At 69.0% G+C, this 14,656-nt stretch carries 14 protein-coding genes; 8 read left to right on the top strand and 6 right to left on the bottom strand.

What is annotated here, in order from left to right:
* The 3 genes from A9X03_RS13745 to A9X03_RS13735 form a co-directional block, all read left to right on the top strand.
* On the top strand, positions 1-341 hold a 341-nt coding region (locus A9X03_RS13745; protein ID WP_255396731.1), incomplete at its 5' end, for an acyl-CoA dehydrogenase family protein.
* A gap of 49 nt (positions 342-390) precedes the next feature.
* Positions 391-1,341, top strand: coding sequence for an acyl-CoA dehydrogenase family protein (locus tag A9X03_RS13740; RefSeq protein WP_067887380.1), 951 nt, complete (start codon positions 391-393; stop codon positions 1,339-1,341).
* Complete coding sequence (locus tag A9X03_RS13735; protein ID WP_067887383.1) at positions 1,338-2,495, top strand: pyridoxal phosphate-dependent aminotransferase; 1,158 nt, start codon at positions 1,338-1,340, stop codon at positions 2,493-2,495. The genes A9X03_RS13740 and A9X03_RS13735 overlap by 4 nt, the downstream gene beginning before the upstream one ends.
* Here A9X03_RS13735 and A9X03_RS13730 read toward each other — a convergent pair.
* A complete protein-coding gene (locus tag A9X03_RS13730; protein ID WP_067887385.1) occupies positions 2,492-3,325 on the bottom strand; it encodes an arylamine N-acetyltransferase in 834 nt (277 codons plus the stop codon). The genes A9X03_RS13735 and A9X03_RS13730 overlap by 4 nt on opposite strands.
* A gap of 95 nt (positions 3,326-3,420) precedes the next feature.
* Here A9X03_RS13730 and A9X03_RS13725 point away from each other — a divergent pair, with 95 nt between their 5' ends.
* From A9X03_RS13725 to A9X03_RS13715, 3 genes are all read left to right on the top strand, one after another.
* Complete coding sequence (locus A9X03_RS13725; protein WP_067887388.1) at positions 3,421-4,023, top strand: disulfide bond formation protein DsbA; 603 nt, start codon at positions 3,421-3,423, stop codon at positions 4,021-4,023.
* Positions 4,024-4,137: 114 nt separating this feature from the next.
* Complete coding sequence (locus A9X03_RS13720) at positions 4,138-7,290, top strand: serine/threonine-protein kinase (protein ID WP_067887390.1); 3,153 nt, start codon at positions 4,138-4,140, stop codon at positions 7,288-7,290.
* Positions 7,291-7,511: 221 nt separating this feature from the next.
* Positions 7,512-7,970, top strand: a complete 459-nt coding sequence (locus A9X03_RS13715; RefSeq protein ID WP_231968758.1) for a hypothetical protein — start codon at positions 7,512-7,514, stop codon at positions 7,968-7,970.
* Here A9X03_RS13715 and hsaB read toward each other — a convergent pair.
* The 4 genes from hsaB to hsaA all read right to left on the bottom strand — a co-directional run bounded on the left by hsaB (position 7,967) and on the right by hsaA (position 11,595).
* Positions 7,967-8,530, bottom strand: coding sequence for a 3-hydroxy-9,10-secoandrosta-1,3,5(10)-triene-9,17-dione monooxygenase reductase subunit (gene hsaB, locus A9X03_RS13710; protein ID WP_067761019.1), 564 nt, complete (start codon positions 8,528-8,530; stop codon positions 7,967-7,969). The two genes, A9X03_RS13715 and hsaB, sit on opposite strands and share 4 nt — an antisense overlap.
* A gap of 2 nt (positions 8,531-8,532) precedes the next feature.
* Positions 8,533-9,435: an iron-dependent extradiol dioxygenase HsaC gene (gene hsaC, locus A9X03_RS13705; protein WP_068261529.1), complete on the bottom strand. Its 903-nt coding sequence runs from the start codon at positions 9,433-9,435 to the stop codon at positions 8,533-8,535.
* Positions 9,435-10,310: a 4,5:9,10-diseco-3-hydroxy-5,9,17-trioxoandrosta-1(10),2-diene-4-oate hydrolase gene (hsaD, locus tag A9X03_RS13700; RefSeq protein WP_068261524.1), complete on the bottom strand. Its 876-nt coding sequence runs from the start codon at positions 10,308-10,310 to the stop codon at positions 9,435-9,437. The genes hsaC and hsaD overlap by 1 nt, the downstream gene beginning before the upstream one ends.
* 100 nt (positions 10,311-10,410) lie before the next feature.
* Positions 10,411-11,595: a 3-hydroxy-9,10-secoandrosta-1,3,5(10)-triene-9,17-dione monooxygenase oxygenase subunit gene (hsaA, locus tag A9X03_RS13695; protein ID WP_067761008.1), complete on the bottom strand. Its 1,185-nt coding sequence runs from the start codon at positions 11,593-11,595 to the stop codon at positions 10,411-10,413.
* Between the two features lie 158 nt (positions 11,596-11,753).
* Here hsaA and A9X03_RS13690 point away from each other — a divergent pair, with 158 nt between their 5' ends.
* Positions 11,754-12,836, top strand: a complete 1,083-nt coding sequence (locus tag A9X03_RS13690) for a ferredoxin--NADP reductase (protein ID WP_067778654.1) — start codon at positions 11,754-11,756, stop codon at positions 12,834-12,836.
* Positions 12,837-12,886: 50 nt separating this feature from the next.
* Entirely contained in the window at positions 12,887-13,420 is a 534-nt protein-coding gene (locus A9X03_RS13685; protein ID WP_067761004.1) for a hypothetical protein, read from the top strand.
* Positions 13,421-13,510: 90 nt separating this feature from the next.
* On the opposite strand, the gene A9X03_RS13680 is transcribed toward A9X03_RS13685, so the two are convergent.
* Positions 13,511-14,656 (bottom strand): acyl-CoA dehydrogenase family protein (locus A9X03_RS13680; RefSeq protein ID WP_197696075.1); only part of this gene is annotated, 1,146 nt, incomplete at its 5' end.

Here is a 14,656-nt window from a genome sequence, read left to right as displayed (position 1 = left end):
ACACCGTCGACTACGCCAAGCAGCGCGCCCAGTTCGGCCGGGTGATCGGTTCCTATCAGGCGATCAAGCACAAGCTCGCCGACGTGCACATCGCGATCGAGCTCGCCCGGCCGCTGTTGTACGGCGCGGCCCTGTCGATGGAGCCCCGCGATGTCAGCGCGGCCAAGGCGGCGGCGGCCGAGGCGGGCCTGCTGGCGGCGCGGTCGGCGCTGCAGACCCATGGCGCGATCGGCTTCACCCAGGAAAATGATTTGTCGCTTTGGCTACTACGCGTGCAAGCATTGCGTTCGGCCTGGGGTACTCCCGAGGCGCATCGGCGGCGAGTGCTGGAGGCGCTGTGACGACCCGCGTCGCGACGACGCCGTGGAGCGACGAACAGGAGCGGTGCTCATGAGTGAAGAACGGGAGATGCTGCGGGAGACCGTCGCGGCCCTGGTGGCCAAGCACGCCAACCCGGCGGCGGTGCGCGCCGCGATGGACTCCGAGCGCGGCTACGACGAGTCGCTGTGGCAGCTGCTGTGTGAGCAGGTGGGAGCCGCCGCGCTGGTCATCCCCGAGGAGCTGGGCGGCGCGGGCGGCGAATTAGCGGACGCCGCAACGGTTTTGCAGGAGCTCGGCCGGGCGCTGGTGCCCTCGCCGCTGCTGGGCACCACGCTGGCGGAGCTGGCGCTGCTGAGCGCGCCGGAGCCGGATGCGGAGACGTTGGGCGGCCTCGCCGAGGGCACCTCGATCGGCGCGCTGGTTTTCGACGCCGACTACGTCGTCAACGGCGACACCGCCGACGTCGTCGTCGCCGCCACCGACGGCCAGCTGACCCGGTGGGCCCGCTTCACCGCGGAACCGGCCGTCACCATGGACCCGACCCGGCGGCTCGCGCGGGTCACGCCCGAGGACACCGAACCCATCGGCACCGACCCCGGCCTCGCCGACACCGCGGCCATCCTGCTGGCCGCCGAGCAGATCGGCGCCGCCGAACGCTGCCTGCAGCTGACCGTCGAATACGCCAAGAACAGAGTGCAATTCGGCCGGCCCATCGGCAGCTTCCAGGCGCTCAAGCACCGGATGGCCGATCTGTACGTCACGATCGCCGCGGCGAAGGCCGTCGTGGCGGAGGCCTGCGACGAACCCACCCCGACCAATGCGGCCACCGCGCGCCTGGCCGCCACCGAGGCGTTGTGCAACGCGGCCGCCGAAGGCATCCAACTGCACGGCGGAATCGCGATCACCTGGGAACACGACATGCACCTGTATTTCAAGCGCGCCCATGGCAGCGCCCACCTGCTCAGCACAACGCAGGAGGTTCTCGCGCGACTGGAAGCGGAGGCGCTCGAACCGTCGTGAACGACCACGTCGCGCGGCGCGCCGCCATCCCGCCGTTCTATGTGATGGACGTGTGGCTGGCCGCCGCCGAGCGCCAGCGCAGCCACGGCGACCTGGTGAACCTGTCAGCCGGTCAGCCCAGCGTCGGAGCGCCCGAGCCGGTACGCGCCGCGGCGGCCGCCGCCCTGCACGGCAACGAGCTGGGTTACACGGTGACGCTGGGCATTCCGGAGCTGCGCGCGGCGATCGCCGCGGATTATCAACGCCAGCACGGGCTTCGGGTCGAGCCCGACGACGTGGTGTTGACCACCGGCTCGTCCGGCGGATTTTTGCTCGCGTTCCTGGCGTGCTTCGACGCGGGCGACCGGGTCGCGTTGGCCAGTCCCGGTTACCCGTGTTATCGAAACATCCTGTCCGCCTTGGGGTGCGAGGTGGTCGAGATCCCGTGTGGACCACAGACCCGCTTCCAGCCCACCGTGCAGATGCTCGAAGAACTCGACCCGCCGCCCCACGGCGTGATCGTGGCCAGCCCGGCCAATCCCACCGGGACGGTGATCGCGCCGGCCGAGCTGGCCGCGATCGCCTCGTGGTGCGAGGCGGCCGGGGTGCGGCTGATCAGCGACGAGGTCTACCACGGCCTGGTCTACGAGGGGGCGCCGCAGACCAGCTGCGCCTGGCAGACATCCCGAGACGCCGTGGTGGTCAACAGCTTTTCCAAGTACTACGCGATGACGGGCTGGCGGCTGGGCTGGATGCTGGTGCCACAGGCGCTGCTGCGCGCCGTGGATCGGCTGACCGGAAACTTCACCATCTGCCCGCCGGTGCTGTCGCAGCTCGCCGCCGTTGCGGCGTTCACGCCGGAGTCGACGGCCGAGGCCGACGGCAACCTGCACCACTACGCGACCAACCGCGCCCTGCTGCTGGACGGGCTGCGCCGCATCGGCATCGACCGGCTCGCACCCACCGACGGGGCGTTCTACGTCTACGCCGACGTCTCCGAACTCACCAAAGACTCGACCGCGTTCTGCTCGAAACTGTTGAGCGACACCGGCGTTGCCATCGCCCCGGGGATCGATTTCGACACCACCCACGGCGATTCGTTCGTCCGGCTGTCGTTCGCCGGGCCCACGGGCGACATCGAAGAGGCCCTGCGGCGAATCGGGTCCTGGATCTAAGCGTCCAGGATCTTATCGAGGCGCGCCTCGAGCGCGCCGCGCTCGCCCACGTCGGACACGTTGAGGCCGAACCGGTCCCTGAGGGTGTCGACCACCGCCGCGGCGTCGTCGAGGCGGATCTTCTCGCTGGCATCGGCGCGGTGAATGGCGAGGTTCCGGCCTGCCAGGTTCAGCCGGGCGTCGTCGGTTACGCGCGCGGCCGTCAGGCCGGTGACGAAATGCGACGACGGGTGCGTCGAGACGTACCAGCTGCCCACCGCCAGGTCGATGTCGGGCGCGGTCCGGGTGCTGAACTCGTAGAGCGGCTGCCACTCGCCCCGAATCTGGGCCTGCAGCACCAGCCCGTCGCCGCGGTCCTCCAGCCGGTAGGGCTCGTGCGTCGTCTGCTGCACGGTGCCCGTCTCGATCCGCAGCGGCGAGGGGGGTGTCTGCCCGCCGAAGCCGACGTCGACCAGGTATGAACCGTGGGAGCCGGGGAACGTCACCGCCAACACGGTGTGTGTCTGCGGCGGCGGCGACGGCGCATCGGGCGGCCGCATCCATACCACCCGACCGGCCAGGCGCCGCACCCGAAAGCCGAGTTCGGTGAGCACGTAGCCCATCAATCCGTTGTGCTCGTAGCAAAAGCCGCCGCGGCCCCGCTGAACGAGCTTGCGGGAGAGGGCGCCCGGACCCAGGTCGTCGACCGGAACCCCCATCACCGGATCGAGGTTCTCGAACGGGATCGCTTTGGTGTGGGCGCTCACCAAAGCCTGCAGGACCTCGAGATTGGGTGCCGTGGCGCCGCGATAACCGATCCGCTCGAAGTACTCGTCCAGGTTCAGCGTCATACGGCCATTCTGCTGGCAGGTCATCGGCAGGCGTGCGACGGCCGGTAGCGGGTATGCCGCTCGGTAGCCCCAAGCCTTGGATCGAAGGAGGAGCCGTGACCGATGTCGACCTCTATCTCGACCCCGTCTGTCCGTTCTCCTGGGTGACCGCTCGCTGGCTGATCGACGCCGGGCAGGCGACGGGAACGCCCGTTACCCTGCGGCAGATGAGCCTGGCGGTCCTCAACGAAGGTCGGGACGGCGACGACAAACAGCAACACATGATGGAGCGGTCGACGCGGGCGGGACGGCTGTTCGCCGCCGCCGTCGGCGAGCGGGGGCCGGAAGCGTTCGCGGGCCTCTACGACTCGATTGGCCGTCGCATCCACGTCGACGGCGAGGAGCTGACCGCACCCGCGATCCGCGAAGCCCTCGCCGAGAACGGCCTGGCGGAAAGCCTTGCCGACGCGCAGGACGACAGCGGCTTGGACGAGGCGGTCAAGCGGGCGCACCGGGTCAGCCAAGACACCCTGGGCGACGAGGCCGGCAGCCCGATCATCGCGGTCGACGGCCACGCGTTCTCCGGACCGGTGCTCACCCGAACACTGAAGGGACCGGGCGGTGTTCGGCTGCTTGAGGCCGTGCTCACCATGGCCGCAGTTCCCGAATTCGCCGCGCTGCAACGGCCGTATGAAGGCCCCCCGACCATCGAGGCGTGAGCGCCGCCGCCCCACAAGCCGACGAAGGTTGCCCGAAAAGCACATCCGTGAGGTTCTGAGCGCTAATCTTGACCTCGCCAATCACATACTTCGCGGAGGGTTGAGCGCCAGCAAATGCCTGATGAGCCACGGCCCGAGAGTGTCGCCCCGGTACCGAGCGGCATCGCCGCGGAGCTGGCGGCCGCGGGGTTCGAGGATGCGCGACAGGTAGCTCGTGGCGGGGCCGGGGTCATCTACTGCTGCTATGAGACCGCCCTCGGACGAAATGTCGCCGTCAAGGTGCTGCCGTCACACATCGACGACGACAGCCGCGAGCGCTTCCTTCGCGAGGGCTACGCGATGGGCGGGCTCTCCGGGCATCCGAACATCGTCAACATCCTGCGGGTCGGCGTCACCGGCAGCGGTAAGCCGTACATCGTGATGCCCTACCACTCGGCGGATTCGCTGGCCGTCCGGCTGCGCCGGGAGGGGCCGGTCCCGTGGCCCGAAGCCTTGCACATCGGTGTGAAGCTCTGCGGCGCACTGGAAACCGCGCATCGGACCGGAACTCTGCACCGCGACATAAAGCCCGCCAACATTCTCGTAAATGATTACGGCGAGCCCCAATTGAGTGATTTCGGAATCGCCCACATCGAAGGCGGTTACGAGACCGCGACCGGATTCTTCTCCGGCACCATCGACTTCACTGCGCCGGAGGTGATGACCGGCAATCCGGCCACGGTGGCCTCCGACATGTATTCGCTTGGCGCGACGCTCTATGCGCTCATCGCGGGCAACGCCGCGCACGAGCGCAAGAAGGGCGAGGACCTGATCGCGCAATATCTGCGGATCAGCACCACCGGAATCCCGGATATGCGGCCCGACGGCATCCCGGACGCGGTGTGCTCGGCGATCGAGAAGGCGATGTCGATCGACCCGGCCTTGCGGCCCGCCTCGGCCGAGGAGTTCGGCCGCGAACTGCAGGCCGCCCAGCGCCGCAACGGCCTGAAACCCGACGCGATGGCCATCACCGGACGCGCCTCGGCCGTGGCGACGGACGTTGGGCATGCGGCGCCGCCCGGGCCGCACAGCGAGGTGGCGCACCCATCGGCCCTCGACACGTCGAGCATGCCCCCGCCACCGCGGTTGCCGGCCGGGCACGACGACCCGACCTCGGCGATCAGCGCCCCGATCGATCGCGAACACGCGCGGGAGACCGCGCCTTTTCCGCAGGCGAGCCCGGCCGAATTGCCCGAGGCTGCCAGCTTGCTGCGCGCCGCACAAGCGTCGTCAACGCAGCCCACGGCGCGGCCACCCCAAGCCGCCGCGCCGCCGACCCGGGCCGGCGGCGCCCAGGGGCCGCCACGGGGCCCGGGGGCACGGGCGGCCGCGTGGTTCACGGAACCGGGCAAGAAGCGGAATCGCATCGCGCTGACGGCCGGCGCGCTCGCTGCGGTCCTGCTGTTGGTCGTCGGCGGCTTCTATTTCGCACTCTCACCCGACAAGAAAGCCGGTTCCCGAGGCGGTTCCGGCCAGCCGACCGCGCAGCCGCCCATGCAGTGGAAACCGATCACCAACGCCCGAATTTCGCGGGACGCCGCGGCCACCACGCAGGCCGACGGCACGATCTGGATCTTCGGCGGAATCCGCAGCGACGGCGCCCCCACCGGACTGCAGGAGGGCTACGACCCCGTCATCGACAGCTGGAAGGGCGGCGACGACCTACCTGTCGCGGTGTCGCACGCGATGGCCGTCACCTGGCAGGGAAACCCGGTCGTGCTCGGCGGCTGGAAATCTGAAGGCGGCAAAAAGGTTGCGTCCGACCAGGTTTGGCGGGTCATCAACAGCCGCTGGGTGGAGCTTCCGCACCTGCTGCAGCCCCGCGCGGCCGCGGCGGCGGCCGTGGTCGGTGACCGCCTGGTCGTCACCGGCGGTGTCGACGCGTCCGGCGCGCTGCTGAACACCACCGAGGTGTTCGACGGCAACGCCTGGAGCCTCGGTGCACCGATCCCGACCCCGCGTCAGCTGCTGGCGGCGGCTTCGGACGGGAAGCTGGTTTATGCGGTGGGCGGCACCAACGGCACCGCCGACCTGCCGGCGGTCGAGGCCTACGACCCTGCCGCCAAGAGCTGGGCGCCGCTGCCCCCGCTGAGCCAGCCGCGCAGCGACCTCGGAGTGGCGATCGTGGACGGGCGCCTGGTCGCGGTTGGGGGCGTCTCCTCGGGCCAAGTGCTCAAGACCGTCGCCGCGTTCGACCTGATGACGAAGACCTGGTCCGGATTGCCCGATATGACGACGGCGCGGCACGGCATGGCCGTCGACGCGGTGGAGAAGTCCGTGTACGCGATCGGCGGGTCGACCGCCGTCGGCGACGGCCAGCTCACCTCGTCGGCGGAAGCGCTGAAGCTGCCGGCCCGCCGGATCCAGCCGGCGTCGCAGTGGCGCTCGCTGCCGGACGCGCCGACGCCCCGGCTGATGATGGCGTGGGCCGTGCAGGGCGACAAGATCTGGATTCTGGGTGGCTTGCGGAACGGCACGGCGTTGCAGACCGTCGAGAGCTATGACCCGCACACCGGCGTTTGGCAGACCGGGCCGCCGCTGCCGATCCCGCTGCATCACGCGGCGGCGGCGACATACCGCGACGAGGTGGTGGTGCTCGGCGGAGCGAGCGATCAACTCGCCGACGCGTCCGACAAGGTGTTCGCGCTGCGCGGCGGCAATTGGGTTGAGCTGCCACATCTCACGCACCCACGCGCGGCCCCGGCCGCCGCCGTGGTGGGCGACCAACTGGTCGTAGTGGGCGGGCAGAACGCCAAACAGCTTGTCCCGCAGACCGAGGTCTTCGACGGCAACTCGTGGAAGGACGCCGCCGACATGCCGACCCCCCGCGAACACCTGGCCGCGGTGTCGGACGGCACCTACGTGTACGCCATCGGCGGGCGGTTCCTCTCCGCCGACAAGAACTCCGCGGCGAATGAGCGGTTCGATCCCCAATCGGGCGCCTGGACCAAGTTGGTGGGCATGCCGACCCCGCGCGGAAGTTACGGCGCGACCTACATCGACGGCCGCATCGTGGTGGTGGGCGGCGAGGAACCGACGATGGTCCTGAACGTCGTCGAGATGTACGACATCGCCGACGCCAAGTGGAGCACCCTGGCCCCGATGCCCACCGCGCGTCACGCCGAGGTGGTGGCGACGGTCGGCAACACCGTCTACTGCATCGGCGGCGCGAACCGCCCGACCCACGAGGGCCCGATCGCGACGGTCGAGGCGCTGGACTTCATGTAGCGGTCGCCGATGAGCGAGCGGCGACGCGCCGTCGACTGGTTGTACGGCGCCGGCCCTGCGCGACTCATCCTCGCGGCGCCCCGGTGCCGCCGGGTAGAGGCCAAGGTCACCCGGCCGAAGCCTGGCCGATCCAGCCGGTTGTTTTACCTACGCCAGATAGGGGGATCCCACTACGAGCCAGGCCCAGCGCCAGGCGAAAACCGATCTGATGGGAGCCCATGATGAACAGCACCGCTATCTGGCTCGTGGTCGCCGCCGCGGCGGTCTTTGTAATTCTGGCCGTCGTCGTCGCGCTCACCAGGGTGCGACGCCAACGCCGGCAACGGCAGGCGGAGGAGATCCGCGAACAGGCCAAGCTGGAGACCGCGAAGGTCGAACGCCGCGAGGCCCTGGCCCAGGAGACGGCCGCCAAGGCCCGCGCGGCCCAGGCCGAGGCGGAGGCCAAGGCGGCGGAGGCCGCCCGGCTGCAGGAACGGGCGGCCAACCATCAAAGCGAGGTCGCGGCGTCGCGAGAGCAACTGCAGGAGCAGTTGAAGCGCGCCGACGAACTGCACCCGGAAACCGATGCGAAGCCCGCGGATAAGCATGACGATCCCGACATCGCGCGGTCCTCGGAGGCGCACGACCCGACGGCGGACGTCGAGGGCGTCCGGCACGAAACGTACCGCGGAACGGCTTAGAGCCAGGTGTCCTGAGTGGTGGCGGTGAGAAACGCCTCCAGGTCGTCACGCCACTGCGCCGGCGTCGTCTTGTCCGGTTCGATGCCGGTGTACTCCCCGCGATAGAACAGCAGCGGGCGCGGCTTGATCTTGGGCGCCTCCGACAACGACTGCACCGCGCCGAAGACCACGAAATGGTCGCCACCGTCGTGCACGGACGCCACCTTGCAGTCGATGTAGGCCAGCGACCCGTCGATGATCGGCGAGCCGAGTTCCGAGGCGTGCCAGTCGATTCCGGCGAACTTGTCCGGCTCCTTCGAGCCGAAACGCGCGGAAACGTTCTTCTGCTTCTCGGTCAGCACGTTGACACAGAACCGGCCGCTGGCCTCGATTGCCTGCCAGGACCGCGACACCTTGGTCGGGCAGAACAGCACCAGCGGCGGATCCAGTGACAGGGCGGCGAACGACTGGCAGGCAAAGCCGACCGGGACCTCGTCGTGCACCGTGGTGATGATCGTGATGCCGGTGCAGAACTGGCCCAGCACCTGCCGGAAGGCCCGCGGATCGATCGGCGCCGACATGATTACCCGCGGGCGCCGACCGTGAAGTCGTGGCCCCACAAACTCACGGCGGTGCTTTCCCGGGCGACCCAGTCGTCGTCCTCCACTTGCCTTCCCTCGCAGCCGAATTCGACGTCGAACCCGCCCGGCGTCTTCATGTAGAAGGACAGCATCAGGTCGTTGACGTGGCGGCCCAGGGTGGCTGACATGGGCACCTTGCGGCGCAGCGCCCGGTCCAGGCACAGACCCACGTCGTCGGCGTTCTCGACCTCCATCATCAGGTGCACGATGCCACTGGGCGTCGGCAGCGGCAGGAAGGCCAGGCTGTGGTGCCGCGGGTTGCAGCCGAAGAACCGCAGCCACGCGGGCGCGCCGTCGGCGGGCCGGCCCACCACCTGGGGCGGCATTCGCATCGAGTCGCGCAGCTTGAAGCCGAGCAGGTCCCGGTAGAAGTGCAACGCCTCGTCGTCGTCGCGGGTGGACAACACCACGTGTCCCAGGCCCTGCTCACCGGTGACGAACTTGTGCCCGTACGGGCTGACCACGCGCCGGTGCTCCAGCGCGACGCCGTGAAACACCTCCAGGCAGTTGCCGGACGGGTCGGCGAACCGGATCATCTCGGCGACCCGGCGATCCGCCAACTCGGCGGCGGTGGCCTCCTTGTAGGGCACGCCCTCGACGTCAAGTCGGTTCCGAATCTCTTGCAGCCCTTCGGCATTGGCGCACTCCCAGCCGGCCTCCATCAGGTGGTCGCGCTCGCCGGGCACGATCACCAGCCGGGCCGGGAAGTCGTCCATGCGCAGGTAAAGCGCGCCCTCGGTGTTGCCTTTGCCCTCGACCATGCCGAGCACCTTCAGGCCGTATTCACGCCAGGCCGCCATGTCGGTGGCCTCGATGCGCAGGTAGCCCAGCGAACGGATGCTCATCACGCACCTCCCAGGAAATCGACGGTCAACTTGTTGAACTCGTCGAACTTCTCCACCTGCGCCCAGTGCCCACACTGCCCGAAAACGTGGAGCTGCGCACGCGGAATGGTCTTCAGCGCGACCAGCGCGCCGTCCAGCGGGTTGACCCGGTCCTCGCGACCCCAGATCAACAGCACGGGCTGGCGCAGCCGGTGCACCTCGCGCCACATCATCCCGAGCTCGAAATCGGCCCCCGCGAAGGACATTCCCATCGCGCGGGTCGCCCTCAGCGATTCCGGCGTGCTGGCCAGCGCGAACCGCTCGTCGATCAGTTCGGGCGTGATCAGCTTCTGGTCGTAGACCATGACCCGCAGGAACGCCTCGAGGTTCTCCCGGGTGGGTTCGGCGGAGAACCTGCCCAGTCGCTTGACGCCCTCGGTCGGGTCGGGGGCGAACAGATTGATGCTCAGCCCACCGGGCCCCATCAACACCAGCCGGCCCGCCCGGTCCGGGTAGTCGAGGGCGAACCGAACCGCGGTGCCCCCGCCGAGCGAATTGCCAACCAGCGGAACGCGTCCCAGCCCGAGCTGGTCGAAGAGCCCCTTGAGGGCCCGCGCGGCGTAGTGGTTGAACTGCCCGTGTTCGGCGCGCTTGTCGGAGAGCCCGTAGCCGGGCTGGTCGACGGCCAGCACGTGAAATCGCTGCGCCAGCACCGGAATGTTGCGCGAGAAGTTGGTCCAGCTCGCCGCGCCGGGACCCCCGCCATGCAACAGCACCACCGTCTGATCGTTGCCGACCCCGGCCTCGTGATAGTGCAGCTTCAGCGGCCCGTCGACGTCGACTTCGGCGAAGCGCGAAGTCGAGTCGAACGTCAGCTGTTCGGTCGTGGCCGTCATTCAGTGCCGCTCCTCTCCCCCGCAAGCGGGTGGGGTCCCCGCGGAGCTGGGGAGTGCCCCCACGTCGCTCTTACGCTCTGCATCGTCGCCGGCGCACGGCCTAGACCATCGTGTCGCCCGGCGGCAACCCGAACTCGTTGTTCCCGAAGATCTGGTAAGCCCGCTCGGGGTCGTTGGCCGCGTGCACCCGGCCCGCGTGCGCGTCACGCCAGAACCGTTGCACCGGTTGATCGTTGCCCAGCGCGGTCGCGCCCGAAGCCTCGAACAGCCGGTCGATCGAAGCGATCGCCCGCCCGGTCGCGCGCACCTGGTCACGGCGCGCGCGGGCGCGCAGCTCGAACGGGATCTCCTTGCCCGCGGACAGCAACGCGTATTCGTCGGCGACGTTGCCGCTCAACTGGCGCCACGCCGCGTCGATGTCACTGGCCGCCTCGGCGATGCGCACCTTGGCGAACGGGTCGTCCTTGGCCTTCTCCCCGGCGAACGCCGCGCGCACCCGCTTGCCCTGGTGCTCCACGTGCGCGTCGTACGCGCCGTAGGCCATGCCGACGATCGGCGCAGAGATGGTGGTGGGATGCATTGTGCCCCAAGGCATCTTGTACACCGGGGCGGTGTTGGTCTGGTACCCGCCGGCGGTGCCGTCGTTCATCGCCTTGTAGGACAGGAACCGGTGCCGGGGCACGAAGACGTCCTTGACCACCACCGTGTTGCTGCCCGTGCCGCGCAGGCCGACGACATGCCAGACGTCGTCGATGCGGTACTCACTGCGCGGGATCAGGAAGCTGCCGAAGTCGACCGGGCGGCCGTCTTTGATCACCGGACCGCCGAGGAAGGCCCACGTGGCGTGGTCGCATCCCGACGACCAGTTCCACGAACCGTTGACCAGGTAGCCGCCATCGGTCACCACGCCGGCGCCCATCGGCGCATACGACGACGAGACCCGCACGTTCGCGTCGTCGCCCCAGACTTCCTCCTGGGCCTGCTGGTCGAACAGCGCCAGGTGCCAGTTGTGCACGCCGATGATCGAACTCACCCAGCCGGTGGACCCGCACGCGCTGGCGAGCCGCCGCACGGCCTCGTAGAACAGGCCCGGATCGCACTGCAAGCCGCCCCACTGCTCGGGCTGCAGCAGCGTGAAGAAGCCGATGTCCTGCAGTTCCTGGACGGTCTCGTCGGGCAGCCGCCGCAAATCCTCCGTCGCCTGAGCGCGCTCCCGAATCCGCGGCAGCAGATCGTCGATGCCGGCCAAAACCGACTGCGCGTCACGTTGTTGAATGGACGTCACTTAAGTTTGCCTCCTGGGCCAGACTTACTCAGCGGGCTTACACCAGAGACTAGAACACGTTCCGATTTGTGTCGAGCAGGGTATTCCTGCGGCTGGTAGCGATACGAATCGGCTTTTCTGTAACATGTTCTAGTTGTAACGAGAGGGAGGATAGGGTCTTGGCCGAGGCCAACCTCGACGAGCCGCTCGGCGACCATGTCCTTGAACTGCAGATCGCCGAGGTCGTCGCCGAGACCGACGACGCGCGGTCGCTGGTGTTCGCGGTACCCGCCGAGCCGGGCGACCCCGACATCCCGCCCGAGCGGCTGCGCTACGCGCCCGGGCAGTTCCTGACGCTGCGCGTCCCCAGCGAGCGCACCGGTTCGGTGGCCCGCTGCTACTCGCTGTGCAGCTCCCCGTTCACCGACGACGCGCTGACCGTCACGGTCAAGCGGACCGCGGACGGCTACGCGTCCAACTGGCTGTGCGAGCACGCGCGGGCGGGCATGCGGATCCACGTGCTGGCCCCATCGGGCAACTTCGTGCCCAAGACGCTCGACGACGACTTCCTGTTGATGGCGGCGGGCAGCGGGATCACCCCGATCATGTCGATCGCCAAGTCGGCCCTCGCCGAGGGCAGCGGCCAGGTGACGCTGCTCTACGCCAACCGCGACGACAAGTCGGTGATCTTCGCCGACGCGTTGCGCGACCTGTGCGCCAAGTACCCCGACCGGCTCACCGTGGTGCACTGGCTGGAATCACTGCAGGGGATGCCGAGCGTGGCCGCGCTGGCCAGGCTCGCGTCCCCCTACACCGGCCGGCCGGTGTACATCTGCGGGCCCGGACCCTTCATGAACGCGGCCCGCGAAGCGCTGGAATCGCTGAAAGTGCCTGCGGCGCAAGTGCATATCGAGGTGTTCAAGTCGCTGGACTCCGACCCGTTCGCGGCGGTGAAGATCGACGACACCGCCCCGGGCGACACACCGCCGGCCACCGCGGTGGTGCAGCTCGACGGCGAAACCCACACCGTGTCGTGGCCGCGCAACGCCAAGCTGCTCGACGTCCTGCTGGCCAAGGGCCTGGACGCGCCGTTCTCCTGCCGCGAGGGCCACTGCGGCGCCTGCGCGTGCACCTTGCGCGGCGGCAAGGTCAGCATGGAGGTCAACGACGTGCTCGAGCAGCAGGACCTCGACGACGGCCTGATCCTGGCCTGTCAATCTCACCCGGAATCTGATTCGGTAGAAGTCACCTACGACGAATAGTCGCGGGGTTAGGTTCACCTTCAGGGTTGGCGAACCGAAAGGGGAGCAGCATGAAGCGACTGATCACCGGGTGTGCGGTCATCGGGTCGGCGTTGGCGTTGCTGCCCGCCCCGGCGGCCGGCGCGGCCAGCAACACCGCGACCACGCTGTTCCCGCTCGACGGGCCCAACCAGCTCGAAACGCGCACCATCCTGAACTGCTTCAAGGCCGACGGCCACTGCGACTTCACCGCCGGGGCGGACATGCTGACGCCCGACGGGGTGACGGGCTTCCCGAACGGCCTCTGGGCCCGGCAGACCACCGAGATCCGGTCGTCGAACCGCCTGGCCTACCTGGACGCGCACGCCAACGGTGAGCACGAGCGGGTGATGAAGTCGATGGGGTCCGACGAGATCACCACGGTCTACTTCGGCGAGGGTCCGCCGGAGAAGTATCAGACGACCGGGCGCATCGACTCCACCGATTGGCAGACCGGTCAGCCCAAAACCGACAACAACGTCATCGTCTGCACCCACATCCAGGTGGTCTATCCCGGGGTCAACATCACCTCGCCCAGCACCTGCGCGCAGACCACGTTCTCCTAGCTGCCCCGTCGCCGAGATTGGGCCCAGGGTCGTGATTTCGGGCAATCCACGACCGTGGTGGCAATCTCGGCGAAGGTTCGACGAAAGCCGTCAGCGGGGCAGGCCGAGGAGCCGCTCGGCGGCCACGGTGAGCAGGATCTGCTCGGTGCCGCCGGCGATGGTGAGGCAGCGGGTGTTGAGAAAGTCGTACACCGCGTGGTTGCGGACCAGCCCGCCGCCCTCGGAGACGTCCATCATGTACTCGGCCAGTGCCTGCCGATAGCGCACGCCGACGAGCTTGCGGACGCTGGACTGCGCCCCGGGGTCCTGTCCGCCGACGGCGAGCTGGGCGATCCGCTGGTCGAGCAGCGCGCCGGTCTGGGCGATGACGATCAACCGCCCGAGCCGGTCCTGCTGAGCGGCGTCGAGGTCGAGCTCGCCGAGCACCTTGAGCAGCTCCTCCATCGGATTGCCCAGCGCGGTGCCGGTGGCCATCGCGACCCGCTCGTTGGCCAGCGTGGTCCGGGCCAGCCGCCAGCCGTCGTTCACCGCGCCGACCACCAGCTCGTCGGGCACGAACACGTTGTCCAGGAAGACCTCGTTGAACAGCGAGTCACCGGTGATCTCACGCAGCGGGCGGATCTCGATGCCCGGCGAGCGCATGTCCACCAGGAAGTAGGTGATGCCCTTGTGCTTCGGGGCGTCGGGGTCGGTGCGCGCCAGGCACACGCCCCACCGGGCCTTGTGGGCCGCCGACGTCCACACCTTCTGCCCGGTGAGCAGCCAGCCGCCTTGGGAATCTGGTGCACGAACCGCCTTGGTGCGCAGCGACGCCAGGTCGGAGCCGGCTCCCGGCTCGGAAAACAGTTGGCACCAAAGGAATTCGCCGCGCAGGGTGCCCGGCACGAAGCGCTCGATCTGTTCCGGTGTGCCGTGCTCGAGGATGGTGGGCGCGGCCCACCAGCCGATCACCAAGTCCGGGCGCACCACGCCGGCGGCCGCCAGCTCCTGATCGATGAGCAATTGTTCGGCCGGTGACGCGCCACGCCCGTGCGGCGCCGGCCAGTGCGGGGCCTGCAGCCCGGCCTCGGCGAGCGCCGCCTGCCGCTTCTCGACTGGCAGCGCGGCGATTTCGGCGACGGTTGCGGCGATCTCCGCGCGCTGGCCCTCGACATCGGTGAGATCGATTCCGAGGCGGCGCCGCATACCGCCCTGGGTCAGTTCGGTGACCCGGCGCAACCAGCGCTCGGCGCCGCC

It is taken from the genome of Mycobacterium sp. E1715 (assembly GCF_001667625.1).
Taxonomy (GTDB): Bacteria; Actinomycetota; Actinomycetes; order Mycobacteriales; family Mycobacteriaceae; genus Mycobacterium.
The sequence above is the reverse complement of the archived record's forward strand: the minus strand, read 5'-3'. Positions and strand labels throughout refer to the sequence as shown.

What these genes read in the sequence shown, in the direction of transcription:
- A9X03_RS13740 (WP_067887380.1), top strand. Translation starts at nt 391, where the DNA reads ATGAGTGAAGAACGGGAGATGCTGCGGGAGACCGTCGCGGCCCTGGTG.
- hsaB (WP_067761019.1), bottom strand. Translation starts at nt 8,530, where the DNA reads ATGTCGGCGCCGATCGATCCGCGGGCCTTCCGGCAGGTGCTGGGCCAG.
- hsaC (WP_068261529.1), bottom strand. Translation starts at nt 9,435, where the DNA reads ATGAGCATCCGTTCGCTGGGCTACCTGCGCATCGAGGCCACCGACATG.
- A9X03_RS13715 (WP_231968758.1), top strand. Translation starts at nt 7,512, where the DNA reads ATGAACAGCACCGCTATCTGGCTCGTGGTCGCCGCCGCGGCGGTCTTT.
- A9X03_RS13685 (WP_067761004.1), top strand. Translation starts at nt 12,887, where the DNA reads ATGAAGCGACTGATCACCGGGTGTGCGGTCATCGGGTCGGCGTTGGCG.
- A9X03_RS13730 (WP_067887385.1), bottom strand. Translation starts at nt 3,325, where the DNA reads ATGACGCTGAACCTGGACGAGTACTTCGAGCGGATCGGTTATCGCGGC.
- A9X03_RS13720 (WP_067887390.1), top strand. Translation starts at nt 4,138, where the DNA reads ATGCCTGATGAGCCACGGCCCGAGAGTGTCGCCCCGGTACCGAGCGGC.
- hsaD (WP_068261524.1), bottom strand. Translation starts at nt 10,310, where the DNA reads ATGACGGCCACGACCGAACAGCTGACGTTCGACTCGACTTCGCGCTTC.